This is a genomic window from Streptomyces sp. NPDC005863, from assembly GCF_042871345.1.
Lineage (GTDB): Bacteria > Actinomycetota > Actinomycetes > Streptomycetales > Streptomycetaceae > Streptomyces.
In genome coordinates this window covers 173,680-199,514 of the sequence record NZ_JBIAII010000014.1, presented here as the reverse complement: position 1 = coordinate 199,514, position 25,835 = coordinate 173,680, and the positions used below count along the sequence as shown (strand labels likewise).

Sequence of the window (25,835 nt, the reverse complement as noted above, 5' to 3'; positions counted from 1 at the left end):
CATGATCCACCTCGCCATGACCGACCTCATGACCCGCCGCCTCACCGGCGAGAACACGATCTCCTGGCGCAACCCGACACCAGCACACCAAAGCCACATACAGGTATGAAACAACAGGATGAAACGACCTCTCAGCCCCGCCGCACCCCCACCCGCCCCTCCAGCTGGGCCAGCAACTCCCCGAGCAGGCCGCTCAGTTGGTCCTGGCCCGCTCCGTCGAGGACCGACAGCACGACGGTCTCGTAGGCGAGTTGTTCCGGCAGGATCGCGTCGACCAGGTCGCGGCCCGCGTCGGTCAGGCCGACGTGGGCGACCCTGCGATCCCGCGCGTCGGCGCGTCGCTCGACCAACTCCCGCTCCTGGAGCGCCTTGAGCCGCTTGGTGACCGCGGCACCGGACGAGAAGGTCTCGCGGGCCAGCTCCCCCGGGGTCAGTTCGTGGCCCGTTCGGCGCAACGCGCCGAGCAGGTCGAACTCGGCGCGCGTCAGACCCGCCCGGCGCAGCGGCGCGTCCTCGGCCTGCTGGAGGAGGGCCGCGCAGCGGTTGATGCGGCCGATCACCTCCATGGGCCCGGTGTCGATGTCGGGCCGCACCGCCTGCCACTGCCGCACCACCGCGGCCACGGTGTCCCCACCGGCTCCGACCACCGGGCCGTTCTCCGTCGTCATGCTCGTGCGCCCTCCCAGGCGTCGGCGGCCCGCACGCGTGGCCGCGTCCCCTGACCGTTCTCTCCGCTTCGACCGTTCGGCCTGCGGACCGTCGCCGCGAGCGTACGGTGTCCGGCGCGTTCGGCGGCGAGCACCCGCTGTTCGGGCAGGGCGCGCTGCCACCACTCCCCGGCGGCCGCCTCGGCGGCGGCGCGCAGCTCGACGAGGGCCGCGGTGAGGCGGCGGCGCGCGAGGTCGACCCCGCCGGCCCCGGCTAGGCCCGCCTCGGCCTGCTCCCTGGCCCGGTCGGTGGCCTCGATGGCGTGCTCGATCTGGTCGACGGCGCGCCGGTTGGTCACCAGGACGGCGGCCGCCACGCCGAGCACCGCGCCGACCAGGGTGTCCACGACGCGGTCCAGGATCAGTTCGCCGGGCTGCTGGAATCGCGCGAACTCGGTGACGAGCAGCGCCATCGGCGTCACACACACGGTGCCGAGCCAGTAGTTGCGGGTGATCAGGGCCTCCGCCCCGAAGGCGAGGGCCAGGCAGCACACGATGAGCTCGGCGTGGCCGAGGTGCGCGAACGGGGCGATCGCGGCGAAGGCGAGCACCCCGATCAGATTGCCGACCACGCGCTGCACGCCCCGGTTCCAGGTCAGCGTGACGTTGGCCTGATAGAGCGAGGCCGCCGTGACCAGGGCCCAGTAGGGGCGCCCGACGCCGAGGGCGAGCGAGCCGTACCCGGCAAGGGCGCAACCGACGGCCGTGCGCAGCGCGACGGGAAGCAGCGGGGAGCCGGGCGCGAGCCGCCGCCACAGCGGCACCTTCGGGCCGGCCAACTCCTCCGCCACGCCGAGGAGTTCATCCTCCTCGCCGGGACGTACGTCACGCGGGCGCGGTACGGCGCTCGTGCCGCGCAGTCCGGCCGCCCAGGCCCGCAGCGCCTCGCCGTCCGCCGCCCCGGGCGTGGCGATGGCCTCCTCGGCGCGGACGACGAGCCGGGCCAGGGCGCGCCGGGCCGCGGTGGTGAGGGCGCCGGTGGCGAGCAGCGACTGCCAGGCGGCATGCACGGCGCCGGCCGCGGCGGCACGGGCTTGCTCGGCGTGTGCCCCGGTGGGGTGGGGTTCGGCGTGGGCGTGCTCGGCGCGGGTCGCGACGGGGTGGGCCGGGGCCCCGTCGGCGTGCGGCGCCCCCGTGCGTGCCGCGTCCGCCCCGGCCCCGATGGACGCCCCAGTCCCGATGGACGCCCCGGTTCCGATGGACGCCCCGGCCTCCGCGCGCGCCGCGTCCACGTACGCCGCGGCAGCCCGCAGCGCGCGTGCCGTGGCCCGGCGCTCGGGTCCGTGCGGGCGCACCAGGGCGGGCGCCATGCCGACCAGCCAGGCGACGGCGCCGCCCGCGAGGGTCAGGGCGATGTGGCCCGGGATCTGGCCGGGGGTCTGGGGCGCGAAGAGGGTCGCGGTGCTGATGAAGGTGAAGATCAGATGGCCGGGCGGCCCGACGCGCGTGGCGTCGCAGAGCGTTTTCTGGGCAGCGGCGAGCAGTGCGCCGACCGCGACGAGGACCGCGGCGGAGCCCGTCAGCGACGCGGTGACCAGGGCCACGGCGATGCTCGCGGTCATGCCCGCGACGACCATCGCCAGGGTCCTGGCGCGGGCGGCGTAGGGGAGGTTGTGGGCGTACAGGGCGCAGAACGAACCGGCCATCGTGTACATCACCAGGTCGAGCCGGCCGAGGGCGAGCAGCGTGAGGTTCGGTATGGCGTTGGCCACGACCACGCTGCTCGCCGGCTTGAACCAGATGTCGGACGGCTTGCCCGGGCGCAGCACGCCGGCCAGCGGGAGCCGGCGGATGCGGGCGGGGCCGGGGGACGGGGGCCCACTGCTGTCACGGGTGGCACTGCTCGTACTGCTCATACCCAAAAGGTTAGCAAGTGTTTTACTAGAAAAAGATCGAGGTGCCGAACGAGGGGCCGACCGAGGCGCTGATCGAGGGGCCGGTCGAGGTGCCGGGAGCCGACCCCCCGCGCCGCCCGCTCCCCCGTGCTCCCCTTGCACCCCCGTGCGCTCGCGTACGGCCGCACACGCCTGGGCATCGAAGCGACGACACCGTCGACCGGGGGAGGGTGCGGTGCACGGACCGGCACAGGCCGCCTGGCTGCTCGTCGCGCTGTGCGCGGCGACCGGGGCCTACTGTCTGCTGCGGATGCGCAGCCGGATCGAGGAACAGCGCCGCACGGCCGGCGGCGAGGCGCTCATGGGGTTCGGGATGGCGGTGATGGCCGTGCCCGCGGCCGTGCTCGCGCCGCCGCGCTGGGCGTGGCTGGCCTACGCCGCCGTCTTCGGCGCGGCCGTGCTGCACACCGGGTGGGCGGCCCGCGCCGACCGCCACCACCTCCACCACTTGGTCGGCGCGTTCGCCATGGCCTACATGTCGGTGGCGATGGCCGCCGCGCCGGGGGCGCACGCGGGCCATGTGGGGCACGCGGGTCATGCGGACGCCGGCGTCCCGGTCCTCACCGGAGCGCTGCTGCTCTACTTCGCCGGGTACGTCCTGTGGTCGGGCGCGCGGCTCGCCCCTCGGGCGGTCGCCTCCGCGACGGGCGGCACCGCCGTCCTGGGGTGGGCGGACCGCTCCGAGGTGGCGCTGGCGTGCCGGCTGTCAATGGGGATCGGGATGGTGGCGATGCTGCTGACGCTGTAGCGGGCGTCACGAGGAGAGGCGCCACCCGCGTCACGCGAAGAGGCCACGCCCGCGTCACGCGAAGAAGCGACGCCCGCGCCGCGAGGAAAGGCGCCACCCGCGTCACGCGAAGAGGCGACGCCCGCGTCCCGAGAAGAGACGATCCCCGCACGACGCCCGGACGGCGCGCCTCAGTGACCGATCAGCGCCGCCAGCGACGTGAGGGCGTCGACCTGCCAGTCGGCCGTGTCGACGACGGCGGGGTCGCCCGCCCAGTAGTGCCCCCACGGCCCGCGCCGGATGTGCGCGGTCCGCAGCCCCGCCCGGGTGGCGGGGAAGACGTCGTGGGCGGGGTGGTCGCCGACGTACAGCGTCTCGCTCGGTCCGGCCTGGGCCACTTCGAGCACCCGGGCGAAGAACGCCGGGTCCGGCTTGGCCACGCCCCAGTCGCCGGACGTCACGACGAGGTCGGCGGGCAGGTCGAGGTCGCGCAGCAGTTCCCCGGCGCGGGCCGACGCGTTGCCGGCGACGACGACGCGGACGCCGAGCTTCTGGAGACCGCCGAGTGCGGGGCGCACGTCCTGGTAGAGGTCGGCCTCGGCCAGGTGCTCGCCCCGGCCCGCCGTCTCGCGCGCGTGGTAGGCGGACGCGATGTCCATGTCCGGGCTGACGAGCCGCAGCGCGTCATCGCCGTCCCCGCCCTGCGCGACGACGGCTCCGACGAGCGACGAGAGGGTGTGGCGCGGCACCTGCAGCCAGTCCGCCCAGGCTGCCCAGTAGCGGTCGTCTTTGGTGAGGGTCTCCCCCACGTCGAACACGATGGTCTCGATCACCGTCAGCACATTACGGCGTCACACCCCCTCACCAGGCGTCGCCACTCGTACGTGAGGCACACCCGTGTCGACCGTGTCGTGCGTCACTTGGAGCGGGAGGCCATACCCTCCGGTAGCCCAACCCTCATAGGCTGGGCGGCATGATGGTCCCCGTCGCACTGTTGCTGCTGGGCGCCCTGACCGCTGTCGTGGCCCCCCGGATGCTCGCGCGGGCCGACTGGCCGGAGCGCGAACCCGTGGTCGCGCTGTGGGCCTGGCAGTGCGTGGTGGCGGGTGTCCTGCTCTGCTGCGCCCTCTCCATGACGCTGAGCGCCGCCGCCGCGTGGCAGGCCGTGCGCGGCCATGTCTTCGCGCCCGCGCCGCACGCCGTGGTCGAGGCGTACGCCCTGCAGGCGCCCGGCCCTTGGGCCGCGGCGACCGCCGTGATCCTGGCCTGCGGCGGTGTGTGGACGGCGGTCATGCTGACCCGCGAGATCATGCGGGCGCGTTCCCGGCGGGCCGACCGCCGTGCCGAACTCCTCGTGCGTTCCCCGCTGTTGCCCGGCGAGGAGCCCGGCAGCAATCCCCTCGTCCTGCTGGAGGGCGAGCGCCCGGACGCCTGGTGGCTGCCGGGGCAGGCGCCCCAACTGGTCATCACCACCGCCGCGTTGCGTCGCCTGAAGGGCCGTCAGCTCGATGCGGTGCTCGCGCACGAGCAGGGCCACGCACAGGCCAGGCACGACTGGTTGCTGCACTGCTCGGGCGCGTTGGCCGTCGGCTTTCCGCAGGTACGGGTGTTCGCGGCGTTCCGCGACGAGATGCACCGGCTCGTGGAGCTCGCCGCCGACGACGTCGCCTCGCGCCGCTTCGGGCGCCTCACGATCGCCCTCGCCCTGGTGGAACTCAACGAGGACCGCGGCGTCTTCGGCCCCTGCCCGGCCCCGCTGGCGCACGTGCCGCAGCGGGTGCACCGGCTGCTCTCCGCCCGCCCTCGGCTGACCGCGGGCCGCCGGCTGCGGCTGACGGCGACGGCGGCGCTCGTGCCGGTGATCCCCCTCCTGGTCACCTTCGTGCCTGGTCTGCGCGCGCTGGGTTAGCCTCGGGTACGTGCCACGCCCCGGCCCCCGGGATGGCCGCCGCCCCGAATTCCGTCGGCGAGGATCACTCCATGCACCCCCCGTCCACCGACACCCCGACCCGACCGACCGGCTCCCGGGCCGCCCTCGTCGCGGCGGCCCTCTGCGTCCCTTCGCTCCTGCTGCTCCTCCTGGTCGCGCTGGAGTGGCATCCGCTGCTCTCGCTCGACGGCGACATCGCGCGGACCACGCACCGCTGGGCGGTCGAGGACCCCACCACCACCCGGGTCAGCCGCATCCTCACCGACTGGGTGTGGGACCCCTGGGCGATGCGCGCGCTCGTCGCGGTGGCGGTCATCTGGCTGGCGCTGCGCGGCGCGTGGTGGCTCGCGCTCTGGATCACCGGCGCCTGCGCCGCGGGTTCGGCGCTCCAGCAGGGGCTCAAGGCGGCGGTGGACCGGCCTCGGCCGTCCTGGCCGGACCCGGTCGACTCGGCGCACTTCGCGGCGTTCCCGTCGGGGCACTCGATGACGGCGATGGTGGTGTGCGGTCTCCTGCTGTGGCTGCTGCGCACGCACGGCGCAGGCCCCGTCCTGTGGCGCACCGCCCTGACCCTCGCCGTGATCTCGGTCGCCGGGGTCGGGCTGACCCGGATCTGGCTGGGCGTGCATTGGCCGTCGGACGTGCTCGGCGGGTGGCTGCTGGGCGCGTTGACTGTGGCGGTGGCCATCGCCACGTACACGTACGGCCCCGGCAGGCGCGCCACATCCGACCCCGGCGGGCGCGTCACGGACGGCACATGACCGTCCGGCGGCCGGCCCATCCATTATGGAGGTCTCGATGACGATCAAGGGCGTGCTGTTCGACTTCTCCGGTACGCTGTTCCGGATCGAGCCGGCCGAGGCCTGGCTGCGGGCCGTGCTCACCGAGCTCGAAGTGCCGCTGACCGAGGCCGAGTCGGCGCGGGCCGCCGTCGCGCTGGAGCGGGCGGGCGCGCTGCCCGGCGGGGCCCACCCCGCCACCGTGCCCGCGCACCTCGCCGAGGCGTGGGCCGCCCGTGATCGCAGCGCCGCGCTGCACCGGGCGGCGTTCACCGGCCTGGCCCGGCAGGTGCCGCTGCCCGATCCCCGGCTGTACGACGCCCTGTACGCGCGTCACATGACCCCGTCCGCGTGGCGGCCCTACGCCGACGCCGCCGAGGTGCTCGGCGCGCTGCGCGAACGCGGCGTCGGGGTCGCGGTGGTCAGCAACATCGGGTGGGATCTGCGGCCCGTCTTCCGCGACCATGGGCTCGACCGGTACGTCGACGCCTACGTCCTCTCGTACGAACACGGCGTCCAGAAGCCCGAGCCGGGGCTCTTCGCGGCGGCCTGCGACGCGCTCGGGGTCGATCCGCGGGAGGCGCTGATGGTGGGCGACGACCGGCGGGCCGACGCCGGCGCGGCACGCCTCGGCTGCGCGGTGCACTTCGTCGACCATCTGCCGGTGACGCGGCGCCCGGCCGCCCTGCGCCCGGTGCTCGACCTCGTCGGATGAACCGGACGCGGGGGCTCCGAAGGCGCGCGACCCCGCGAACACGCCGGCCTGTGGGCAGGCAACACTCCCCCGCGGTGCTGCCTGCCCCAGGCCGGCGCGACCCGCGCGGAATCCCACTGGAGACTCCGCCCCGGTCGTCACTGAGTATATTGGCTCAGAGCCAGTCAACGCAGGAGTTACAGAATGTCCCCGCGTAGCCCATCGGTCAATGAAGAATTGCGCAGACGTTCCAGGGAGCGTCTGTTGCAGGCGACCGTGGAGCTGGTCGGCGAGCACGGCTACGAGGCCACCACGCTCGGCCACATCGCGGACCGGGCGGGCGCCGCCCGCGGTCTCGTGTCGTACTACTTCCCCGGCAAGCGGCAGTTGCTGCAGTCCGCGGTGCACCGGCTCATGCACCGCACGCTGGAGGCGGCACTGGAGCGCGAGCCGCGCACGGACGACGGCCATGAGCGGCTGGCCCGGGCCGTCGACGCGATCCTGGGCCTGGCCGGCGACGAGCCGCTGCTCATGCGGACCCACATGGCGGGCATCCTGCAGGCCGAGGGTTTCGTGCAGTGCCCCGAGCAGCAGCGTCTCGCGGAGCTGCTGCGCGACACCGTGGTGCGGTTCGGCTCGCCGGACGCCGACGAGGACTATCCGCTGCTGCGCGCCCTGCTGATGGGCGCGGTCTTCGCACTGCTCATCCCGGGGGCGCCGATGCCCCTGGTGCGGCTGCGCGCCGAGCTGTTCCAGCGGTACGGACTCGACTGGGAGCTCGGCGTCCCGCCGGGCGGCGCACCGCCCGACGGGTCTTCTCCGAAGGGTCTGCCCTAGTCGAAGTAGTCCGGCTGCGTCTGCACGTTGAGTTCGCGCATCCGGACCCGCTGGGCGGGGTCGGTCCGCTTGTCGTTGATCTTCAGGACGTCGAGGCCCTTCTGGATGTCGTTGGAGTAGACGCGGCCGTTGTAGTAGTACGCCGACCACGAGCCGCCGGTGGTGATCTGATCCGTGGTGAGCGGGCCCCGCTCGAAGTAGCCGATCTCCTTGGGCTTCCTGGAGTCGGTGAAGTCCCAGACGGAGACGCCGCCCTGGTACCAGGCCTGCACCATGAGGTCCTTGCCCCTGACCGGGATCAGCGAGCCGTTGTGGGCCACGCAGTTCTCGGTGTCCGCCTGGTGGCGCGGGATCTTGAAGTAGCTCCGGAAGACCAGCTTGCGCTTGTCGCCCTTGCCCTTGATGTCGTAGATGCCGTTGGCGCCGCGGTCGGGACCGGTGGCCGCGTTGCAGGTGGCCGCGGAGCCGCCGCCGAGTTCGTCGGTGAAGACGACCTTGTCGGCCTTCTGGTTGAAGGTCGCCGAGTGCCAGAACGCGAAGTTGGCGTTGTCCTGCACCTGGTCGATGACCCGCGGATTCTCCGGGTCCTTGATGGAGAAGAGGATGCCGTCGCCCATGCAGGCGCCCGCCGCGAGGTCCTCGGAGGGCAGCACGGTGAGGTCGTGGCAGCCGGTGGTCTTGGAGACGCCCGGGTTGGTGGGACCACCGGGGTTGCCGCCGCCGTCGGGACCTTCACCGGGGAAGAGCACGGGGAAGTTCACGACCGCGGCCTTCTGCGGGGCCTTGCGCGGCACCTTGATGACGGAGATCCCGTCGTGCGGCGGCCGGCAGTCCGGGAACGTCGCGCTCGGGGAGTACGAGGAGACGTAGATGTAGACGTTCCGCTTCTGCGGCACCAGCGTGTGCGTGTGCGAGCCGCAGGCGGTCTCGACGGCCGAGACGTACCGGGGGTTCGCCTTGTCGCTGATGTCGAAGATCTTCATGCCCTCCCAGGAGGACTTCTCCGTGGCGGGCTGCGTGGTGCTGTTGCAGGAGTTGTCGCTGCGCGAGGAGTCGGTGGAGAGGAAGAGCAGGTTCCCGGCGACGGAGACGTCGTTCTGCGAGCCCGGGCACAGGACCTGGGAGACCGTCCTGGGCGCCTTGGGGTTGCTGATGTCGTAGATGCGGAAGCCGTCGTAGTTCCCGGCGAAGGCGTACTTCCCCTGGAACGCGATGTCGGTGTTCAGGCCGGGCAGCGCGTCCTTGGGGATGTTGGCCAGGTGCTCGATGTTGCCCGAGTGGACGATCTCGTCGGGCGCCGGTATGTCTCCGCGCTGGATGGCCTTCTTCGTCCCGGCGGCATCGCTCTTGGAGACGCTCTTCGGGGCGGCGGGTGAGTCACCGGGGTCGGGGGTGGCTCCCGCGGGCGCCGCGGTGAGCAGCGCGGCCAGCAGGCCGGCCGCCGCCGCGCCGACTCCCAGGCGTCTGCGCCGCGTTCGGGGGTTGTTCAACAGGGTCACTGCGTCCTCCCTTGTCGCCGTTCGCAGTCGAACGGTTCACGGACACCCGCAGTATCGTGCTCATCATGCACAGATCAACAGAAGGAAACGGACCGATGACGAGAGTTTCCGGTCGATCACGCGCATCGACGTGCTAATACGGACCCCAAGTCGCCTGTGTGTCACCGGAGGTCACTGTGCTCAGTCGTCGTACGTCCGCCGTCGGCGCGCTCCTCGCGGGAGCCGTTCTCGTCCTCGCGGGATGTGACGCGGACGCGGGTGACAAGGGTGGGCCGGACGCCGACCGGCAGGCGTCGCCCGGGCCTTCGGTGATCGTGCCGGGCAAGCCGGGCGAGACCGCGGCGACGATGTCCGCCAAGGACGCCGCAAAGAAGCGGTCCGAGGACGACTCCCCCAACGCGGCCGACTTCACCTACACGCAGATGATGATCGTGCACCACGGCCAGGCGCTGAAGATGACCGGGCTCGCCCCGGAGCGGGCCGGGTCGAGCCGCGTCAAACGCCTTGCGTCACGCATCAGTTCCGCGCAGCGCCCGGAGATCGGCGCGATGAAGGGCTGGCTCAAGAGCCACGGCGGCCCGCGCGAACACGCCGGCCACGATCACGGGACGATGCCGGGCATGGCGAGCGAGGCGCAGCTGAAGCAGTTGCGCGCGGCCCGGGGCAAGGCGTTCGACGAGCTCTTCCTGAAGCTCATGATCACGCACCACAGCGGGGCGATCACCATGGCCGCGGACGTGCTCTCCGACGGCAACAACATCCAGGTCGAGGAGATGGCGAACGACGTGGTGGCGCAGCAGTCGAGCGAGATCGGCCGGATGCGGGACATGGAGTGACGGTGCGAGGCTCCGCGGGGCGGCCTTCCGGTTCCCCCGGCCCCGCGGCACCCTGACAGCGAAGGGCGACGGTGCGATCCTGAAACCGTCCCGAGGTCGCCTCGCGGAAGGAGCGCCACCGTGCTGCAGGTCGCCGTCGTGGGTTCGGGCCCCAGCGGGGTGTACGCCGCGCAGTCCCTCGTCCAGCAGGACCGGGTGCCGGGGGTGCGGGTCGATGTGCTCGACCGCCTGCCCTGCCCGTACGGCCTGGTCCGCTACGGAGTGGCGCCGGACCACGAGAAGATCAAGTCACTGCAGAACAATCTTCGCGCGGTCCTCGAACACGAGCGCGTCCGTTTCCTCGGCTCCGTCGAGATCGGCCCCGGAGCGCTGCCCCCGGCCCGGTTGCTCGGCCTCTACCACGCGGTGGTGTACTGCGTCGGCGCGGCGGCGGACCGCAGGCTCGGGGTGCCCGGCGAGGACTTGCCCGGCAGCTACTCGGCGACCGAGTTCGTCTCCTGGTACAGCGCGCATCCGGACGCGATGACGGACCGGGGCGCGCGGGCCGGCTTCATCAAGGACGTGGAGTCCGCCGTCGTCATCGGCGTCGGCAACGTGGCGGTGGACGTCGCCCGGATGCTGGTGCGCGGCGCCGCCGAGCTGCTCCCCACCGACATGCCGGACGCGGCGCTCGGCGTGCTCGCGGACAGCCGGGTGCGCGAGGTATCCGTGGTGGGGCGGCGCGGGCCCTCGCAGGCGCGGTTCACCACCAAGGAGCTGCGCGAGCTCGGCGCTCTCCCGGACACCGAAGTCGTCGTGGATCCGGCGGAGTTGGCGCTCGACCCGGCCTACGGCGACCCGTCAGGGCTGCCCGCCGCGAGCCGCCGCAACGTCGAGGTGCTGCGCGGCTGGGCCGACCGTCCGCCGCAGGGTCTCGCCCGGCGGATCAGGCTGCGCTTCTTCCTGCGTCCGGCCTCGCTGACGGCGGGCGCACAGGGGCAGGTCGGTGCGGTCCGGTTCGAGCGCACGCTGCCCGACGGCCGGGGCGGGGTGACGGGGTCGGGGCAGTACGAGGACGTCCCGGCCCAGCTCGTGCTGCGCTCGGTCGGCTATCGCGGGGTGCCGATCGAAGGGTTGCCGTTCGACGCGGAGCGCGGCACCGTGCCGCACGCGGCGGGCCGGGTGCTGCGCGAGGGGGTGCCGTCACCCGGTGAGTACGTGGCCGGCTGGATCAAGCGCGGCCCGACCGGCGTCATCGGCACCAACCGCCCGTGTTCCAAGGAGACGGTGACGTCCCTGCTGGACGACGCCCCCGCGCTGGCGGCGCGGCAGGTCGCCGCGGACCCCCTCGCGGGGCTGCGCGCGGCGGGGTTCCGGCCGGTCGAGTGGCCGGGCTGGCTGGCGATCGAGCGTGCGGAGGCGGAGCTCGGACACACGCTCGGGCGCGGCGTGGTCAAGATCCCGGACTGGGAGGGGCTGCGGGCGGCGGCGACGCGCATTCCGTAACGCCGTACGACCACCCGACCTGGCCGCTCGACCCCTGACCGCGACTCAGCCTTGACCGCGGCGCAGCCCTCGGCCGCGGCTCAGCCCTCGGCCGCCAGCCGCTCGTCCTGGCGGGCGGCCGCGGCGAGGACGCTGTCGAGGAGGCCGGGGAAGAGCGCGTCCAGGTCGTCGCGGCGCAGCACGTTCAGCTTCGCGGTGCCCCGGTAGAGCTGCCGGATCACCCCGCTCTCGCGCAGCACCCGGAAGTGGTGCGTACAGGTGGACTTGGTGACGGGCAGGTCGAAGTACGAACAGGAGAGCCCGTCCGCCCCCTCCTCGCGGGCCAGTTCCCGCACCACCCGCATCCGCATCGGGTCGGCGAAGGCGTGCAGCACCCCTTCCAGGCGGACCTCGTCGGGCCCGGGATGGGCGAGCGTCCTGCTGCTCGCGCTGCCTGTCGCGGCGGCGGTCGTCATGGCGGCTCCACTTCGTCCTGTGCGCCCGGGGCCCCGCCCGGACCTTCCCTGGCCCCCATTGTACGAGAGTCACCGTAGTTTGACAGGTGCCGTACTACGAGAGTTATCGTACGACGAGTACTTCCGTCGTCGTGAGCGAATGGAGCCCGCCGTGAGCGCGCTGTTCGAGCCGTACACCCTGCGATCCCTGACGATCCCGAACCGGATCTGGATGCCCCCGATGTGCCAGTACTCGGCGGCGCCCGACGGGCCCGAGGCCGGCGTCCCGCAGGACTGGCACTTCGCGCACTACGCGGCACGGGCCGCCGGTGGCACGGGCCTGATCATCGTCGAGGCCACCGCCGTGAGCCCCGAGGGCCGGATCAGCCCGTACGACCTGGGGATCTGGAACGACACCCAGGCCCGCGCGTTCCGTCGCACCACGGACTTCCTGAAGAGCCAGGGCACCGTGCCGGCCATCCAGCTCGCGCACGCCGGCCGCAAGGCGTCCACCGAGCGCCCGTGGAAGGGCGGCACCCCGATCGGGACGGACGAGGGCGGCTGGCAGCCCCTCGCCCCGAGCGCGGTCCCCTTCGCCGAGGGACACCCCGTCCCCGCGGAGCTCACCGTCGAGGAGATCCGCGAGGTCGTCGGCCAGTTCGCCGAGGCCGCGCGGCGCGCGCTGGACGCCGGCTTCGAGGTCGCCGAACTGCACGGCGCCCACGGCTACTTGATCGGCGAGTTCCTCTCGCCGCACAGCAACAAGCGCACCGACGTGTACGGCGGTTCGTACGAGAACCGCACCCGTCTCGCGCTCGAAGTCGTCGACGCGGTGCGCGAGGTGTGGCCGCAGGACAAGCCGCTGTTCTTCCGCATCTCCGCCACCGACTGGCTGGACGAGGCGGGCTGGACGGCGGACGAGACCGTCCGCTTCGCCGACACGCTCAAGGAGCACGGCGTCGACCTGCTCGACGTCTCCACGGGCGGCAACGCCTCCGGCGTCAGGATCCCCGTCGAGCCCGGCTACCAGGTGCCGTTCGCGGCGCGGGTGAAGGCCGAGACGGCCCTGCCGGTCGCCGCGGTCGGCCTGATCACCGAGGTGGCCCAGGCCGAGAAGATCCTCGCCAACGGCGAGGCCGATGCCGTCCTGCTGGGCCGGGAGCTCCTGCGGGACCCGTCGTGGGCGCGGCGCGCGGGACGCGAGCTCGGCGCCGAGGTACACGTCCCGGACCAGTACCACCGCTCCGTCTGACGCCCGCCGCACGCCGAATGCCGCGCCGCCGTCCGGTTAGGCCGGGCGGCGCGGGGCACCCGTTCGCCGAACCTCATCCGATACGGTCGGATCCCATGCGGCGCGGGAGGGGCGGCCATGACCGCGGAGCGACTTCCGGAGCACCAGCAGCGCGTTCTGGTCGAGCTGGAGGACTCACTCCGGCTCGACCGGGCCTTTCGGATCCGCTGGCAGCTGCGCTGTGGGCTCACCCGTCCGCGGCGTCATGTGCGGGCCGTCCTGACGCATACGCCGCACCCGCTCACCGTGGCGTTCCTCGCCGCGCTGAGCGGCACGCTGCTCGTCATCGGGCTCCGCACCTCCACGCCGGGCGTGGTCTGGGCCTTCGCCGGCCTGTGGGCGCTCACGCTGATCGGCGCGTTGCGCCTGCTGTGCCCGTGGACGGACCGCGTCCCGAACGACCCCTGAACCACTCCCCCTTGAGGGCCGTCACTCGGGAATGGCCGCCAGGGTGAAGGAGTGGCCCATCGGGTCGGAGTAGGTCCGGGTGTCCCGCGGCCCGCTGTTGTCCTTGGTCTCGATGGGACGCGCGCCGAGACCGATCGCCTCGCGCTCCGCCTCGTCCATGTCGTCGCGCGCCACCATGATCCGCAGGTGTGCCTGCTGCGAGTCCTCGGGCCGGGGCCAGCTCGGCGGGATGTAGTCGCGCTCCCGGTGCACGGCCAGGCATACCCCGCTGTCATTGGTGACCTCGACGTAGTCCGGATCCTTGCTCAACCGCGTCTCGGCGCCCAGCAGTCCGGCATAGAACTCGGCGAGCCGCTCGGGCTCCGAACAGTCCAGTACGAGCACGGTGTTCTTGTGAACGGTCATACGAACCGGATCCCCCGCACCGCCCCCTCCAAACGGCGTGCGGTTCCCGCCACTTGTGGCCGTCGGCCCGTCTCACTTCATCCACTCCCTCTCACTTCATCCACTCACCCTCGTACCGCGCGTACGTGCCGTCGTGTGTGGCGAGGTGGACGAACTGGTTCACGTACGCCGTGAACTCGCCGTCGCCGCGCGGTGTCGCGTACGCCTTCTCCGAGAAGGTGAAGGGCTTGTCGGGGTGGAGGGAGCAGAGTTCGGGGTGGAGCTTCGACTGGTAGCGCGTCTCGCTCGCGTCCGTCATCATCACGTCCGCCCGGCCGTCGACGATCTCCTGGAAGATCGTGGTGTTCTCCGGGTGCAGCTTGATGGTCGCCCGCTCGATGTGGGCGCGGGCGAACTCCTCGTTCGTGCCGCCGGGGTTGACGACGACCGTCGTGCCGGGCTTGTCGATGTCCTTCAGTGTGCCCGCGCCGAACTTCGCCTTGTCCGCGCAGCGCACGATCGGGGTCTTGCCGTCCTCGCGCGTCGGCTCGCTGAAGGAGACCTGCCGGGCGCGCGGCAGGGTGATGGAGACGCCGCCGACGCCGATGTCGCACCGCCGCGCCGCCACGTCCCCGGCCAGCTTCGCCCACGTCGTGGCCACGAACCTCGGCTTCGCGTCGAGGCTCTTCGCCAGGTCGCGCGCCATCGAGATGTCGACACCGCGGTATGTGCCGTCGGGGTCCCGCTTCGTGAACGGGGCGTAGTCACCGGTCGTGCAGACCTTCAGGACCCCCTTCTTCGGGACGGAGTCCAGGAGGCTGCCGTGCTGACGGACCGCCCGGTCCGGCCGCGCGCCCGCCGCGGAGGAAGCGGAGGGAGCGGCGGGCGCGGCGGCCGTGACGGCCAGCAGACAGACCAGGGCGGACAGGGTGGCGGCACGCTTCACAGGGGGCTCCTCTGCGGTGGGGGCGGACGGCTGCGGGATCACCCTCGCAGACCCTCATCCGCCGATGAACCCCCTTCTCACGGAGCGAGCGGCGTGAGGAAGGCCGGGGTCAGGTCCGGCTCCTCGTCGGTGTAGGCGTCCTCGTCGAACGGGTACAGGGGCCGCTCCACCCGGTGGTGGCCGAGGCGCAGCAGGTCCTGGTCGACGCCGCCAGGGGTCAGTGCGAGCAGCCAGTCGGCTGCCAGGTCGTGCAGCTCGGGCTCCAGGTAACCGATCTTCACGGCGACGATGTCGTACGTACGGGGGTCGATGCCGAGGCCGCCGTCGGCGGGGCCCATGAAGTCGGCCAGGGTGTGGAACGGCTTGCGGCGCTCGACGAGGACGACCGTGAGGCCGCCGCGGCGCACGGCCGCCATGTCGACGCCGCGGTCGTACGCGCCGCCCTCCGCGCGGTCCTTCTGGTCGGCGGCGCGCTGCAACGCGACGACGGTGCCGGTCAGTTCGTACGGTCCGCCGTGGTGCGGATCCACCTTGCCGCCGACGCTCAGCGTCACCTCCGCGCCCACGCCCGCCTCGAAACAGCGCGCGACGGCGGCCGGGTCGGTGATGCCGGGGTGGACGGCGGTGACCTCGCCGGAGCGGATCGCGTCGTTCTCCAGGAGCTTGCCGAGCATGTACGCGAGGTCGCCCGCGCCGCCCGCCGTCGGGTTGTCGCCCGAGTCGCTGATCAGGAAGGGGCGCTTCGGCGAGGCCACCGCGCGTTCCACGCACTCCTCGGCGGTGCCGGTCGGGCCGACGAAGACGAAGTCGCGGCGGGCGTCCCAGTACCGGCGGGCGAGCTTCTCGGCCTCGGCGGCGGCGAGTTCGGCGTCGTCGCCGGTGACGACGATGGCGGCCTTGCAGCGTGGCTCGTCGGCCCAGGCGTAGCCGACCCACATCGCGGCGTCGAGGATGCCGGGCCGCCGCTCGATCTCGGCGAGCGAGGCGTAGAGGGACGCGGCGGGCTCCAGGCGGGTGCTGGTCTTCTCGCCGGGGAGCAGGACGGGCACCTGGACCCAGGCGCGGTGCGGGCGGGCGCCGTCGAGGAGGCAGCGCACGAGGTTGCGGGCGGCGCGCTCGCGGGTCTCCCAGGCGTCCTCGTGCGGGGCGAGGCGGTGCGCGGTGAGCAGGTCGACGGGGTCGGCGAAGCGGCGCGAGACGTTGCCGTGCAGGTCCATCGCGGTGGAGATCATGGGGCGGCCGGTGCCGTCGGGGGTGCCGACGGCGTCGAGTGCGGCGCGGACCGCCTCCGTCAGGTCGGCCTCGGCGTCGGTGAGGCCGACGACGCTCATCGCGCCGTGGATGTCGTACACGAGGCCGTCGAGCGGCCCCGATTCCCGGATACGCGTGACGAGTTCGTCCTTGAGGATCAGGTACGACTCCGCCTCCACCGGGCCGCCGGGCAGGGAGGTCGCGTGCAGCAGGGGAACCCACTCGACGGTCGTGGCGAGGTCGCAGTCCGCGCGCGTCCAGGTGTAGCGGTCGAGGAGCTCCTGGCCGCGGGTCCGGCGGAAGTCGTCCGTGGTGGAGCGGTGCGGGCAGAACGTGGACGACTCGATGCCGATGCCGCCGATGCCGATGCGCAGGCGGCGGGGGTGTGCGGAGGGGGTCATGCGGGTGCGCTCTCTTCCTGGTGGGCGGGGGCGTGGCCGGCCGGGGCGGTGGGGAGGTGGTGGCGCAGGGCGGTGAGGCCGGCGCCGAGCAGGCCCGCGTCGGCGCCGGTGACCGTGGTGGTGATCTCCAGGTCGGCGGTGGCGAGCGGCAGGCAGCGTTCGTAGAGGACGCCGCGCACGGCGGCGACCAGGGGTTCGGCGGTGGCGAGGACGCCGCCGAGGGCCACGGCCTGCGGGTTGAAGAAGTTGACGACGACGGACAGGACGGTGCCGATGTGCCGTCCCGCGGTGCGGACGAGGGTGGTGGCCTGCGGGTCGCCGTCCGCCACGAGCCGCAGCAGGTCGGCGGTGTCGTGCACCTCGACGCCCTGCAGGGCGAGTTCGCGGATGAGGGCGGCGCCGCTGGCGACGGTCTCCAGGCAGCCGATGTTGCCGCAGCTGCACGGGCGGTCGCCCGCCGCGTCGACGCGGACGTGACTGATGTCGCCCGCGCTGCCGTTCGCGCCGTCGTGCGGCCGGCCCGCCGAGATGACCCCGCTGCCGATGCCGCGTCCGGCCTTGACGACGACGAGGTGGTCGAGTCCGGGGCGGGCGACGCGGTGTTCGCCCACGGCCATCATCGTGGCGTCGTTGTCGACGGTGACGGGGATGCCGAGCCGCTCGGCGAGGACGTCGCGCAGCGGGTAGCGGTGCCAGCCGGGCATGCGGGACGGGCTGAGGACGCGGCCGGTGGCGGGCTGTACGGGGCCGGGGAAGGCGACGCCGAACGCGCGCACCGTGCGGCCCTCGGCGCGTCGGCGGGCGACGAACTCCTCGGCCTGGCCGCAGAGCCAGTCGACGGCGGACTCGGGCCCGGCGGTGATGTCGTGCGGCAGGTCGACGGCGTCGCTGACCTCGCCGCCGAGGTCGACGACGCCGAGCCGCGCGTGATGGCTGCCGAGGTCCGCGGCGAGGGCGACGCCGCCCTGCGGGGCCACGCGCAGCAGCCGGGGCCTGCGCCCGCCGCGCGATGCGCCCTCGCCGGACTCGGAGAGCAGCCCGGCGTCGACGAGTTCCTGCACCCGCAGGGAGACCGTCGAGGGGGCGAGGCCCAGTTCGCGCACGAGGTCCGCCCGGGACGTGGCCGCGCCCGAGGAGACCAGATGCACGATGTGCTGCGCCGACCCCGGCTCCCCGAGTGGTGTTCCGGTCATGGCGCCCCCAGTTGCTTCGACATGTTCGTTCGACAACAGGACGAACACTAAGTCGAATCGAACCAGGTTGACCAGCCCTCCCCGGTTTTCCACTTCTTGCCGAATGAAGCTATTGACTTGTTTTTCACCGGCGGCCTAGCGTTCGGGCGCCGCCCCGTCGTTCTCCGGCACGGGCCGGCCCCGTCCCCCTTGGAGGCCCATCGCCATGCGCTCACTCAGGTCCGCGGCGGCCGCGCTGCTCGTCCTCGCGGCGGCCCTCACCGGCTGCACCCGCGAGGGCGGCAGCATCGACATGGGCCCCACCGGCGGCACGCCCGTCGAGGGCGGCACGGCGACGATGGCGCTGCCGCCGGCCGCGACACCCAACTGGATCTTCCCGATCGGCGCGCCCGGTTACGGCGCCTCGTACAACTACGGAATCCAGTCGCTGCTCTTCATGCCGGTCTACGACGCCGTGCAGGACAAGGCAAAGGGCGAGCTGACCACGCACGGGCCCAGCACGCTCGGCCTTGAGCCGAAGTACAGCGACGGCAACAAGACCGTGACCGTGCCGCTGCGCGAGGGCGTCAAGTGGTCCGACGGGAAGCCCGTCACCGCCCGCGACCTGGAGTTCTGGTTCCACCTGGTCAAGGCCGACAAGGCGGACTGGGGCAGCTACTCGGTCGGGACGATGCCCGACAACGTCAGGCGGTTCGAGACGCTCGACGACCACACCGTGCGGCTGCACCTGACCCGCGCGTACAACCCGGACTGGTTCACCGCCAACCAGCTCACCCTGTTGCGGGCCCTGCCCCAGCACGCCTGGGACGCGAAGACCGACGGCGGGAAGGTCGGCGACTGGGACCGCACGCCCGCGGGCGCCAAGGCCGTCTTCACCCGGCTGACCCGGCACGCCAAGAGCCTCGGCTCGTACGCCTCCGACCCGCTCTGGAAGACGGTCAACGGGCCCTGGAAACTCGCCGGCTGGCGCGACAGCGGCCAGGTCACCATCGTGCCGAACGAGAAGTTCACCGGGCCGAAGTCGGAGCGCCCGCACCTGGACAAGGTGGTCTTCAAACCGTTCACGACCGCCGACTCCGAGTACAACGTGCTGCGGTCCGGCGGCGTCGACTACGGCTACATCCCGCCGTCGGTGCTGGCACAGAAGGAGAAGTTCGAGGGCAAGGGGTACCGGGTCGATCCGTGGGAGGGCTGGGCGGCGACGTACATCGTCTACAACTTCAACTCCGCCCACGGCGGTTCGACGATGGACCAGCTCTACATCCGCCAGGCCATGCAGCACCTCGTCGACCAGAAGGCGATGAGCGACGTCATCTGGCAGGGCAGTGCGACACCGACGCTCGGCCCGGTGCCGGTGACACCCAAGAGCCAGTACCTGTCACCGGAGATGGCGAAGAACCCGTACCCGTTCTCCGTCGCCAAGGCCACATCGCTGCTGACCCGGCACGGTTGGCGGATCGAGGACGGCACCGCGCGCTGCGTGCGCCCCGGCACGGGAGCGGACCGGTGCGGCAAGGGCATCGGGCGCAACGCCCCGCTGGAGCTCACCCTGCTCTCCCAGTCCGGCTCGACCGAGACGACGAACATGATGCAGGAACTCAAGTCGTCGCTCTCCAAGGCCGGCATCGACCTGAGGGTACGTCAGCAGCCGCTGAACTCGGTGCTCGGCAATTCCGTGCCGTGCAAGGCCAAGGACCCCGGCTGCGACTGGGACATGTCGTTCTTCGGGACCGCCGGCAGCTGGTACTACCCGCTCAACCCCAGCGGCGAGCTGCTCTTCTCCACGGGCGCCTCCGCCAACTTCGGCAACTACAGCGACAAGAAGGCGGACCGCATCATCCGGGGCGTGCAGTACTCCCCCGACATGAAGGCCGTGCACGAGTACGGCGAGTACCTCGCGGAGCAGCTGCCCGTGATGTGGATGCCCAACCCGGCGTACCAGGTGTCGGTGATCCGCAACGACCTGCGCGGCGTCTCGCAGAACCCGACCGTCACCTTCGCGCCCCAGCACTGGTACTACGTCAAGAAGAAGGGAGCCGAGAAGTGACCGGCTTCACCGGCTTTCTGGTCAAGCGCCTCCTCCAGGCGATCGTCGTCCTCTTCCTGGTGTCGGTCATCGTCTTCGTGCTGCTGCATCTGCTGCCGGGCGGCCCGGCGCGCGCAATCCTCGGCCCGAAGGGCACGCCGCAGCAGATCGAGCACTTCAACCACCAGCAGGGCTATGACCGTTCGCTGCCGATGCAGTACGCGATGTATGTGAAGCGGCTGCTCACCGGGGACCTCGGCGAGTCCTTCAAGCTCAACTCGCCCGTCTTCGACCTGCTGAAGCAGCGGCTGCCGAAGACGCTGCTCCTGACGGTCCTCTCCACCGCGCTCGCGGTCGTCATCGCGGTGCCGCTGGGCCTGCTGCAGGCCGTCCGGCGCGGCAAGGCGTCCGACTACGCGCTCACGGGCCTCGCCTTCCTGATGTACGCCACGCCGGTGTTCTTCCTCGGCCTCATCATGATCATTCTGTTCGCGCAGGTCCTGCCGGTCTTCCCGGCGGAGGCGCCGCAGGGCGAGACGATCGGCCAACTTCTCGGCGACTTCACCGGGTTGGTCCTGCCGGTGGTCACGATGGCGTTCGGCATCATCGCGATGTTCAGCCGCTATATGCGCTCGGCGGTGCTCGACAACCTCTCCGAGGAGTACGTCCGCACCGCGATGGCCAAGGGCCAGTCGAGCCGCCGGATCATGGTCCGGCACGTCCTGCGCAACGCGCTGATCCCCCTCGCCACGCTCCTCGGCCTCTACCTCCCGACCCTCTTCAGCGGCGCCCTCGTCGTCGAGTCGATGTTCAACTACCCGGGCATGGGACTGCTGTTCTGGAACGCGGCGCAGGGCTCCGACTTCCCCGTCCTGCTCGGCGTGACGCTCGTCGTCGGTGTCGCCACCGTCGTCGGCTCGCTGCTCACCGACGTCCTGTACGCCGTCCTCGACCCCCGGATACGGAGCGTGGCATGAGTACCACGGTCACCCCTGTCACCGCGCCGGGCCATGAGGACGCCGCGCAGGCCACGCCCTCGCTGGCCCGCCGCACGCTCCGGGTCTTCACCGGCAACAAGCTTGCCCTGACGGGCGTGGTGGTGCTGCTCCTGCTGCTCGCGTTCAGCTATCTCGGGCCGCTGGTGTACGACACCGAGCAGATCCACACCGACCTCGCGCAGGCGAACCGGTCACCGGGCAGCTCCGGCCACCTCCTCGGCACCACCGACCTCGGCTACGACATGGTCGGCCGGCTGATGGTCGCCGGGCAGACCTCCCTGGAGATCGGGCTGGCGGCCGGCCTCCTCGCCACCCTCTTCGGCACCGTCTACGGCGCGATATCCGGCTACTTCGGCGGCTGGATCGACGCCGCGATGATGCGGATCACGGACGCCGCGCTCGCCATCCCCGCGATGTTCCTGCTCGTCGTGGTGGCCGCGATCATCACCCCCAGCAAGGGCGTCCTCATCGTGATCATCGCGGCGGTGGCGTGGCTGTCCCCCGCCCGGCTGGTGCGCGGCGAGGCGCTCTCGCTGCGCAACCGCGAATACGTGCAGGCCATGCGGATGATGGGCGGCGGCGGCACCCACGCCGTGTTCAAGCACATCGTGCCGAACGCGATCGGCGCGGTCATCGTCAACTGCACGTTCCAGATCGCCGACGCGATCCTCTACGTCAGCTATCTCGCGTTCCTCGGCCTGAGCATCCCGCCGCCCTCGGCCGACTGGGGGTCGATGCTGTCGGCCGGCATCACCTACACGCAGAACGGCTACTGGTGGCTGATCTTCCCGCCGGGCATCGCGATCGTGCTGGTCGTCGCCGCGTTCAACTTCATCGGCGACGGGCTGCGGGACGCGTTCGACGTACGGCTGCGGAAGTAACAGGAGAGACGAGAAGATGACCGAGCCCCTGCTCTCCATCGAGGACCTGCGCGTCGACATCGCCTCGCGCGAGCGCACCGTCCACGCCCTCGACGGCGTCTGCCTGTCCCTCGCCCCCGGCGAGGCCCTGGGCGTCGTCGGCGAGTCCGGCTGCGGCAAGACGATGACCGCGCTCAGCGTCCTCGGCCTGCTGCCTCCGGGCGGCGAAATCACCGGCGGGCGCGTCCTGTTCGACGGGCAGGACCTCGCCACCGCGGCCGCCCCCGTCCTCCAGGACGTCCGCGGCAACACCATCGGCATGGTCTTCCAGGACCCGCTGACCTCCCTCAACCCCACGATGACCATCGGCGCGCAGGTGGCGGAGCCGCTGCTCCTGCACCGCCCCGGCATCGGCGGGAAGGAGGCCTGGGCCCGCGCCCAGGAGATGCTGCGCCTGGTCGGCATGCCACAGCCCGCCGAGCGCATGAAGGCCTACCCGCACCAGCTGTCCGGCGGTATGCGCCAGCGCGTGGCGATCGCCATGGCCCTGGTCTGCGAGCCGAAGCTGCTGATCGCGGACGAGCCGACGACCGCCCTCGACGTGACGACGCAGCACCAGATCCTGGAGCTGATCGACGACCTGCGCACCCGCCTCGGCATGGCGATGATCCTGGTCACCCACGACCTGGGCGTCATCGCCAACCGGGTGGACCGGGTCGCGGTGATGTACGCGGGCAAGGTCGCCGAAGAGTCCGACGTACGCGGCCTGTTCGCGCGCCCGCGCCACCGCTACACCGAGGCGCTGTTCGCCGCGCTGCCCGAACGCGCCGCCGACCGGGGCACCGAACTGCACACCATCCCGGGCCTGCCGCCGAACCTCGCGGCGCCCTTGGCCGGCTGCCGTTTCGCGCCGCGCTGCACCTTCGCCACGGACGCCTGCCGCGCCGAGGAGCCGCAGCTCGTGGACGACCCGGCGCAGGGCGCGGAACACCGGTTCGCGTGCTTCCACCCGGTGCCGGACGTCGTCGCGTCCGAGGACGACGTGGTGCTGCCCCCGCCCGTGCCGGCCTCCGGCGCCCCCGGTGAGGTACTCCTCGAACTCGACACGCTGGTCAAGGAGTTCCCGCTCAAGGGCGGCGCGTTCTCGCGCAGCCGCGGCACGGTCAGCGCGGTCGGCGGGGTGTCGCTCACCGTCCGCAGGGGCGAGACGTTCGGCATGGTCGGCGAGTCCGGCTGCGGCAAGACGACGCTCGGGCGGATCGTCGCGGGCCTGGAGGAGCCGACCGGCGGCGCGGTGCGGTTCGACGGCTCCGACCCGGCGCGGATGTCGCGGGCGCAGCGGCGCGCGCACCGGCGCCGCGTCCAGCTGATGTTCCAGGACTCCACCGCCGCGATGGACCCGCGCATGCGGGTCGGCGAGATCCTGCGTGAGCCGCTCGTCATCCAGGGCGTCGGCGACCGCGCGGAGCGGGAGAAGCTCGTCGCCGAACTCCTGGACGCCGTCGGTCTTCCGCGCGGCGCCGTGCACCGCTACCCGCACGAGTTCTCCGGCGGCCAGCGCCAACGCCTCGGCCTGGCGCGGGCGTTGACACTCTCCCCGGACCTGGTCGTGGCGGACGAACCGGTGTCCGCGCTCGACGTGTCCGTACAGGCGCAGATCCTCAACCTGATGCGCGACCTGCAGCGCGAGCGCGGCCTGACCTATCTGTTCATCTCGCACGACCTGGCCGTCGTACGCCATCTGGCGGACACCGTCGGCGTGATGTACCTGGGCAAGCTCGTCGAAGTGGGCCCGGCCGAGCGCGTGTACGCGCATCCACTGCACCCCTACACGCGCGGGCTCCTGGACACGGTCAACCTGCCCGACCCCGAGGCGGCCACCGGTGCCGCGCGCACCCCCCTGGAGGGCGAGACCCCGTCCGCGGCGAAGCCCCCGTCGGGCTGCCGCTTCCGTACCCGCTGCCCGCTCGCCCAGGACGTGTGCGCCACGACCGAACCGGAGGCCCGCACACCGAACGGCGAGGGACACCAGGTGGCCTGCCACTTCCCCCTGGAGCGCGTGCCGGAGGCGGGCCTTACCCGGGGATGAGCGGGCCCACGGACGGCCTCGCGCGCGGACGGCCTCCCGCGCGAGGCCTCGCCTCGATCCGGCCACGGTGCTAGCCTGGGTACCACCTAACACTGTTAGACAGCGTGCCTCGCCGGTCCGCGGGGCACGGTCAGGGCGCCGTCCCCAGGGGGTTACGTGACTGCCGAGGCATCCGCTCCGATCGGCCTCCCCGGAGGCCCGTACGACCCGCCGCACGCCAGGGTGCTCTCCCTCGCCGCGGCGAAGTGGGTGTCCCAGCCCCTCTCCGTGCTCACCTCGCTGGGCGTCGCGGACGTCCTCGCCGAAGGGCCGCTCCCCGTCGCGGAGATCGCCTCGGCCGTCGGCGCGCACACCCCCGCGCTGCACCGCTGTCTGCGCGCCACGGCCTCGGTGGGCGTTTTCGAGGAGCTCGCCGACGGGCGGTTCGGGCTGACGCCGATGGCCGACTGTCTACGCAAGGACACCCCGACTCCCATCCGCAACTGGGTGCTCATGCTCACCGAGGGCCCCATGTGGGACTCCTTCGGCCGGCTCCTGGACACCGTGCGCACCGGGCGCCCCGCCTTCGAGGCCGCCCACGGCATGCCGCTCTTCGAGCACCTCGACAAGAACGTCGCCTTCCGGTCCGTCTACGAGAGCGCGATGGGCGAGCTCACCGCGGAGCTCGCCGCCGAACTCGCGCCCGCCCTCGACTTCGGCGCGTACGGCACGCTCGTCGATCTCGGCGGCGGGGACGGCGAGTTGCTCGGCACGCTGCTCGCCCGCGCCCCCGGGAGCACCGGTGTCCTGGTTGAGCGGCCGCATGTCATCGACCTGGCCCGCGAGCGGCTCGACCGGCTCGGCGTCGCGGACCGGGTGCGTCTGGTGGCGGGCGACGCGACGGAGGATGTCCCGGCGGGCGGCGACGCGTACCTCATCAAGAACATGCTGCACTGCTTCGACGACGCCACCGCCCTCACCGTGCTCCGCAAGGTCCGCGAGGCGGGCGGTGACGGCGCCCGGCTCTTCGTCATCGAGGCCGTGGTGCCGCCGGGCAACGGCTTCCACTGGGCCAAGCTCATCGACATCGAGATGCTCGCCGACAACGACGGACGCGAGCGCGGCGAGGACGAGTGGCGCGACCTGCTGCGCCGCGCGGGCTTCACGCTGGAGCGCGTCCTGCCCGCGACGCCGCCCCAGTCGGTGCTGATCGCCCGGCCCGCGGAGTCGGCCTGATCCATTCCCCGTACCGCATCCATCCCCACCTCAAGGAGGCAACTCCCATGCGAGCACCGTGGAAGGGCGACCCCGTGGAACGGGCCCGCAACCGCGCCCGGCAGCGCGTCCTGCAGAAGAAGCAGGACGAGGAGCAGGCCCGCAACCGCGAGCGCCAGCAGCGCGAGCAGGCCGAGAGGGACGCCCGGCAGAACGGCAACGGTTAGGACCAGGCCCTAGGAGTCGCGTCCCGCGAGCCGGTCCCGCAGTCCGTCGAGCAGTCGGTCCAGGCCGTAGTTGAAGCGCGCCTCGATGTCGGGGCGCGCGAGCCGGGCGCCGACCGCGACCACGTTGGGGTACTCCCGCGCCGACAGGCCGGCGAGCCGCTCCCGCGCCGCCTCCAGGAACTCCATGGGATCGGCGCCGCGCGCCACGTCCGCGGAGAGCGGCGACGTCTCGTGCAGCACGAAGCCCTGCACGTACTGCGTGAGGGAGTAGAGCGAGTCCGCGGTGTCCTGGTCGTCGAAGCCGGCGCCGCGCACCACGCCGAGGATGACCTCCGCGTGCCGCAGGAAGTGCGGCCCCAACTGCAGCCGGCCCGCGAGGACCCGGCCCGAATCGCGCTTGGACAGCAGGTACTTGCGGTACTCCTGCATCATCTCGCGCAGCCCGGTCTGCCAGTCGCCGTCGTCGGGCACGTGGACGTCGAGGCGCAGATCGGCGAGGAGGGAGTCGGCGAGCAGGTCGAGCAGCTCGTCCTTGTTGCGCACGTACCAGTACAACGAGGGTGCCTGGATGGACAGTTCGTCGGCGAGGCGGCGCATCGACAGGGCGTCGAGGCCGTCCCGCTGGAGCGTGCGCTGCGCCGCCGCGGTGACGGCCTCCAGCGTGATGGACGGTCTCGGCTGGCGCCGGGCCGTGTTGGCGGCTCGCTGGCCTGGCATGCGCCGACCCCCTCTGGTTCCCGGTCT

Annotated in this window: 25 protein-coding genes; 15 read left to right on the top strand and 10 right to left on the bottom strand. The window is 72.3% G+C overall.

Features of this window, described 5'->3' with window-relative positions:
• Positions 1-131: 131 nt before the first annotated feature.
• Together ACFYO9_RS34920 and ACFYO9_RS34915 are read right to left on the bottom strand one after the other, a co-directional pair.
• Entirely contained in the window at positions 132-668 is a 537-nt protein-coding gene (locus tag ACFYO9_RS34920; protein ID WP_358779154.1) for a MarR family winged helix-turn-helix transcriptional regulator, read from the bottom strand.
• Entirely contained in the window at positions 665-2,563 is a 1,899-nt protein-coding gene (locus ACFYO9_RS34915; RefSeq protein WP_358779155.1) for an FUSC family protein, read from the bottom strand. Before ACFYO9_RS34915 ends, ACFYO9_RS34920 begins: the two co-directional genes overlap by 4 nt.
• A 214-nt stretch (positions 2,564-2,777) precedes the next feature.
• Between ACFYO9_RS34915 and ACFYO9_RS34910 the strand changes: the two genes are divergently transcribed.
• Positions 2,778-3,350, top strand: a complete 573-nt coding sequence (locus ACFYO9_RS34910) for a DUF5134 domain-containing protein (protein WP_355813191.1) — start codon at positions 2,778-2,780, stop codon at positions 3,348-3,350.
• Positions 3,351-3,520: 170 nt separating this feature from the next.
• Here ACFYO9_RS34910 and ACFYO9_RS34905 read toward each other — a convergent pair whose 3' ends face one another.
• A complete protein-coding gene (locus tag ACFYO9_RS34905; protein ID WP_355813290.1) occupies positions 3,521-4,159 on the bottom strand; it encodes an HAD family hydrolase in 639 nt (212 codons plus the stop codon).
• Positions 4,160-4,302: 143 nt separating this feature from the next.
• Here ACFYO9_RS34905 and ACFYO9_RS34900 point away from each other — a divergent pair, with 143 nt between their 5' ends.
• The 4 genes from ACFYO9_RS34900 (at position 4,303) to ACFYO9_RS34885 (ending at position 7,569) form a co-directional block, all read left to right on the top strand.
• Positions 4,303-5,238 (top strand): M56 family metallopeptidase, encoded by a 936-nt coding sequence (locus ACFYO9_RS34900; RefSeq protein WP_355813193.1) that lies wholly within the window; start codon positions 4,303-4,305, stop codon positions 5,236-5,238.
• 71 nt (positions 5,239-5,309) lie between these two features.
• The gene (locus tag ACFYO9_RS34895; protein ID WP_358779156.1) at positions 5,310-6,020 is read left to right on the top strand and encodes a phosphatase PAP2 family protein; all 711 of its coding nucleotides are present in this window, start codon (positions 5,310-5,312) and stop codon (positions 6,018-6,020) included.
• Between the two features lie 37 nt (positions 6,021-6,057).
• Positions 6,058-6,753: an HAD-IA family hydrolase gene (locus ACFYO9_RS34890; RefSeq protein WP_358779157.1), complete on the top strand. Its 696-nt coding sequence runs from the start codon at positions 6,058-6,060 to the stop codon at positions 6,751-6,753.
• 183 nt (positions 6,754-6,936) lie between these two features.
• The gene (locus ACFYO9_RS34885; RefSeq protein WP_355813201.1) at positions 6,937-7,569 is read left to right on the top strand and encodes a helix-turn-helix domain-containing protein; all 633 of its coding nucleotides are present in this window, start codon (positions 6,937-6,939) and stop codon (positions 7,567-7,569) included.
• Here the strand turns inward: ACFYO9_RS34885 and ACFYO9_RS34880 are convergent.
• Complete coding sequence (locus ACFYO9_RS34880) at positions 7,566-9,068, bottom strand: hypothetical protein (RefSeq protein ID WP_358779158.1); 1,503 nt, start codon at positions 9,066-9,068, stop codon at positions 7,566-7,568. The two genes, ACFYO9_RS34885 and ACFYO9_RS34880, sit on opposite strands and share 4 nt — an antisense overlap.
• A gap of 176 nt (positions 9,069-9,244) precedes the next feature.
• On the opposite strand from ACFYO9_RS34880, the gene ACFYO9_RS34875 reads away from it, so the two are divergent.
• Together ACFYO9_RS34875 and ACFYO9_RS34870 are read left to right on the top strand one after the other, a co-directional pair.
• Positions 9,245-9,904, top strand: a complete 660-nt coding sequence (locus tag ACFYO9_RS34875; RefSeq protein ID WP_358707790.1) for a DUF305 domain-containing protein — start codon at positions 9,245-9,247, stop codon at positions 9,902-9,904.
• Positions 9,905-10,024: 120 nt separating this feature from the next.
• Positions 10,025-11,389 carry an FAD-dependent oxidoreductase gene (locus ACFYO9_RS34870; protein WP_358779159.1) on the top strand — a complete coding sequence of 455 codons (1,365 nt, stop codon included), beginning with the start codon at positions 10,025-10,027 and terminating at the stop codon, positions 11,387-11,389.
• 80 nt (positions 11,390-11,469) lie between these two features.
• Here the strand turns inward: ACFYO9_RS34870 and ACFYO9_RS34865 are convergent, their stop codons facing one another.
• Positions 11,470-11,844: a helix-turn-helix domain-containing protein gene (locus ACFYO9_RS34865; RefSeq protein WP_358707794.1), complete on the bottom strand. Its 375-nt coding sequence runs from the start codon at positions 11,842-11,844 to the stop codon at positions 11,470-11,472.
• Positions 11,845-11,995: 151 nt separating this feature from the next.
• Here ACFYO9_RS34865 and ACFYO9_RS34860 point away from each other — a divergent pair, with 151 nt between their 5' ends.
• Positions 11,996-13,075 (top strand): NADH:flavin oxidoreductase/NADH oxidase, encoded by a 1,080-nt coding sequence (locus ACFYO9_RS34860; protein ID WP_358779160.1) that lies wholly within the window; start codon positions 11,996-11,998, stop codon positions 13,073-13,075.
• A gap of 117 nt (positions 13,076-13,192) precedes the next feature.
• Complete coding sequence (locus ACFYO9_RS34855) at positions 13,193-13,522, top strand: hypothetical protein (RefSeq protein ID WP_358779161.1); 330 nt, start codon at positions 13,193-13,195, stop codon at positions 13,520-13,522.
• Positions 13,523-13,543: 21 nt separating this feature from the next.
• Here ACFYO9_RS34855 and ACFYO9_RS34850 read toward each other — a convergent pair whose 3' ends face one another.
• The 4 genes from ACFYO9_RS34850 to ACFYO9_RS34835 all read right to left on the bottom strand — a co-directional run bounded on the left by ACFYO9_RS34850 (position 13,544) and on the right by ACFYO9_RS34835 (position 17,697).
• Entirely contained in the window at positions 13,544-13,927 is a 384-nt protein-coding gene (locus tag ACFYO9_RS34850) for a VOC family protein (RefSeq protein ID WP_358779162.1), read from the bottom strand.
• A 91-nt stretch (positions 13,928-14,018) separates the two neighbouring features.
• Positions 14,019-14,852, bottom strand: a complete 834-nt coding sequence (locus ACFYO9_RS34845) for a transporter substrate-binding domain-containing protein (RefSeq protein WP_358779163.1) — start codon at positions 14,850-14,852, stop codon at positions 14,019-14,021.
• Between the two features lie 77 nt (positions 14,853-14,929).
• Positions 14,930-16,504, bottom strand: a complete 1,575-nt coding sequence (locus ACFYO9_RS34840; RefSeq protein WP_358779164.1) for a M81 family metallopeptidase — start codon at positions 16,502-16,504, stop codon at positions 14,930-14,932.
• Positions 16,501-17,697 (bottom strand): ROK family transcriptional regulator, encoded by a 1,197-nt coding sequence (locus ACFYO9_RS34835; RefSeq protein WP_355813227.1) that lies wholly within the window; start codon positions 17,695-17,697, stop codon positions 16,501-16,503. Before ACFYO9_RS34835 ends, ACFYO9_RS34840 begins: the two co-directional genes overlap by 4 nt.
• A 205-nt stretch (positions 17,698-17,902) precedes the next feature.
• Between ACFYO9_RS34835 and ACFYO9_RS34830 the strand changes: the two genes are divergently transcribed.
• From ACFYO9_RS34830 to ACFYO9_RS34805, 6 genes are all read left to right on the top strand, one after another.
• A complete protein-coding gene (locus ACFYO9_RS34830; protein ID WP_358779165.1) occupies positions 17,903-19,744 on the top strand; it encodes a peptide ABC transporter substrate-binding protein in 1,842 nt (613 codons plus the stop codon).
• Complete coding sequence (locus ACFYO9_RS34825) at positions 19,741-20,700, top strand: ABC transporter permease (protein ID WP_355813233.1); 960 nt, start codon at positions 19,741-19,743, stop codon at positions 20,698-20,700. The genes ACFYO9_RS34830 and ACFYO9_RS34825 overlap by 4 nt, the downstream gene beginning before the upstream one ends.
• A complete protein-coding gene (locus ACFYO9_RS34820; protein WP_355813236.1) occupies positions 20,697-21,602 on the top strand; it encodes an ABC transporter permease in 906 nt (301 codons plus the stop codon). Before ACFYO9_RS34825 ends, ACFYO9_RS34820 begins: the two co-directional genes overlap by 4 nt.
• Positions 21,603-21,618: 16 nt before the next feature.
• Positions 21,619-23,670, top strand: coding sequence for an ABC transporter ATP-binding protein (locus ACFYO9_RS34815; RefSeq protein ID WP_355813239.1), 2,052 nt, complete (start codon positions 21,619-21,621; stop codon positions 23,668-23,670).
• A gap of 156 nt (positions 23,671-23,826) precedes the next feature.
• Positions 23,827-24,885, top strand: coding sequence for a methyltransferase (locus ACFYO9_RS34810; RefSeq protein ID WP_358779166.1), 1,059 nt, complete (start codon positions 23,827-23,829; stop codon positions 24,883-24,885).
• Between the two features lie 47 nt (positions 24,886-24,932).
• Positions 24,933-25,091: a hypothetical protein gene (locus tag ACFYO9_RS34805; protein ID WP_358707812.1), complete on the top strand. Its 159-nt coding sequence runs from the start codon at positions 24,933-24,935 to the stop codon at positions 25,089-25,091.
• 9 nt (positions 25,092-25,100) lie between these two features.
• Here ACFYO9_RS34805 and ACFYO9_RS34800 read toward each other — a convergent pair whose 3' ends face one another.
• Entirely contained in the window at positions 25,101-25,808 is a 708-nt protein-coding gene (locus ACFYO9_RS34800) for a TetR/AcrR family transcriptional regulator (protein WP_355813247.1), read from the bottom strand.
• Positions 25,809-25,835: the final 27 nt, after the last annotated feature.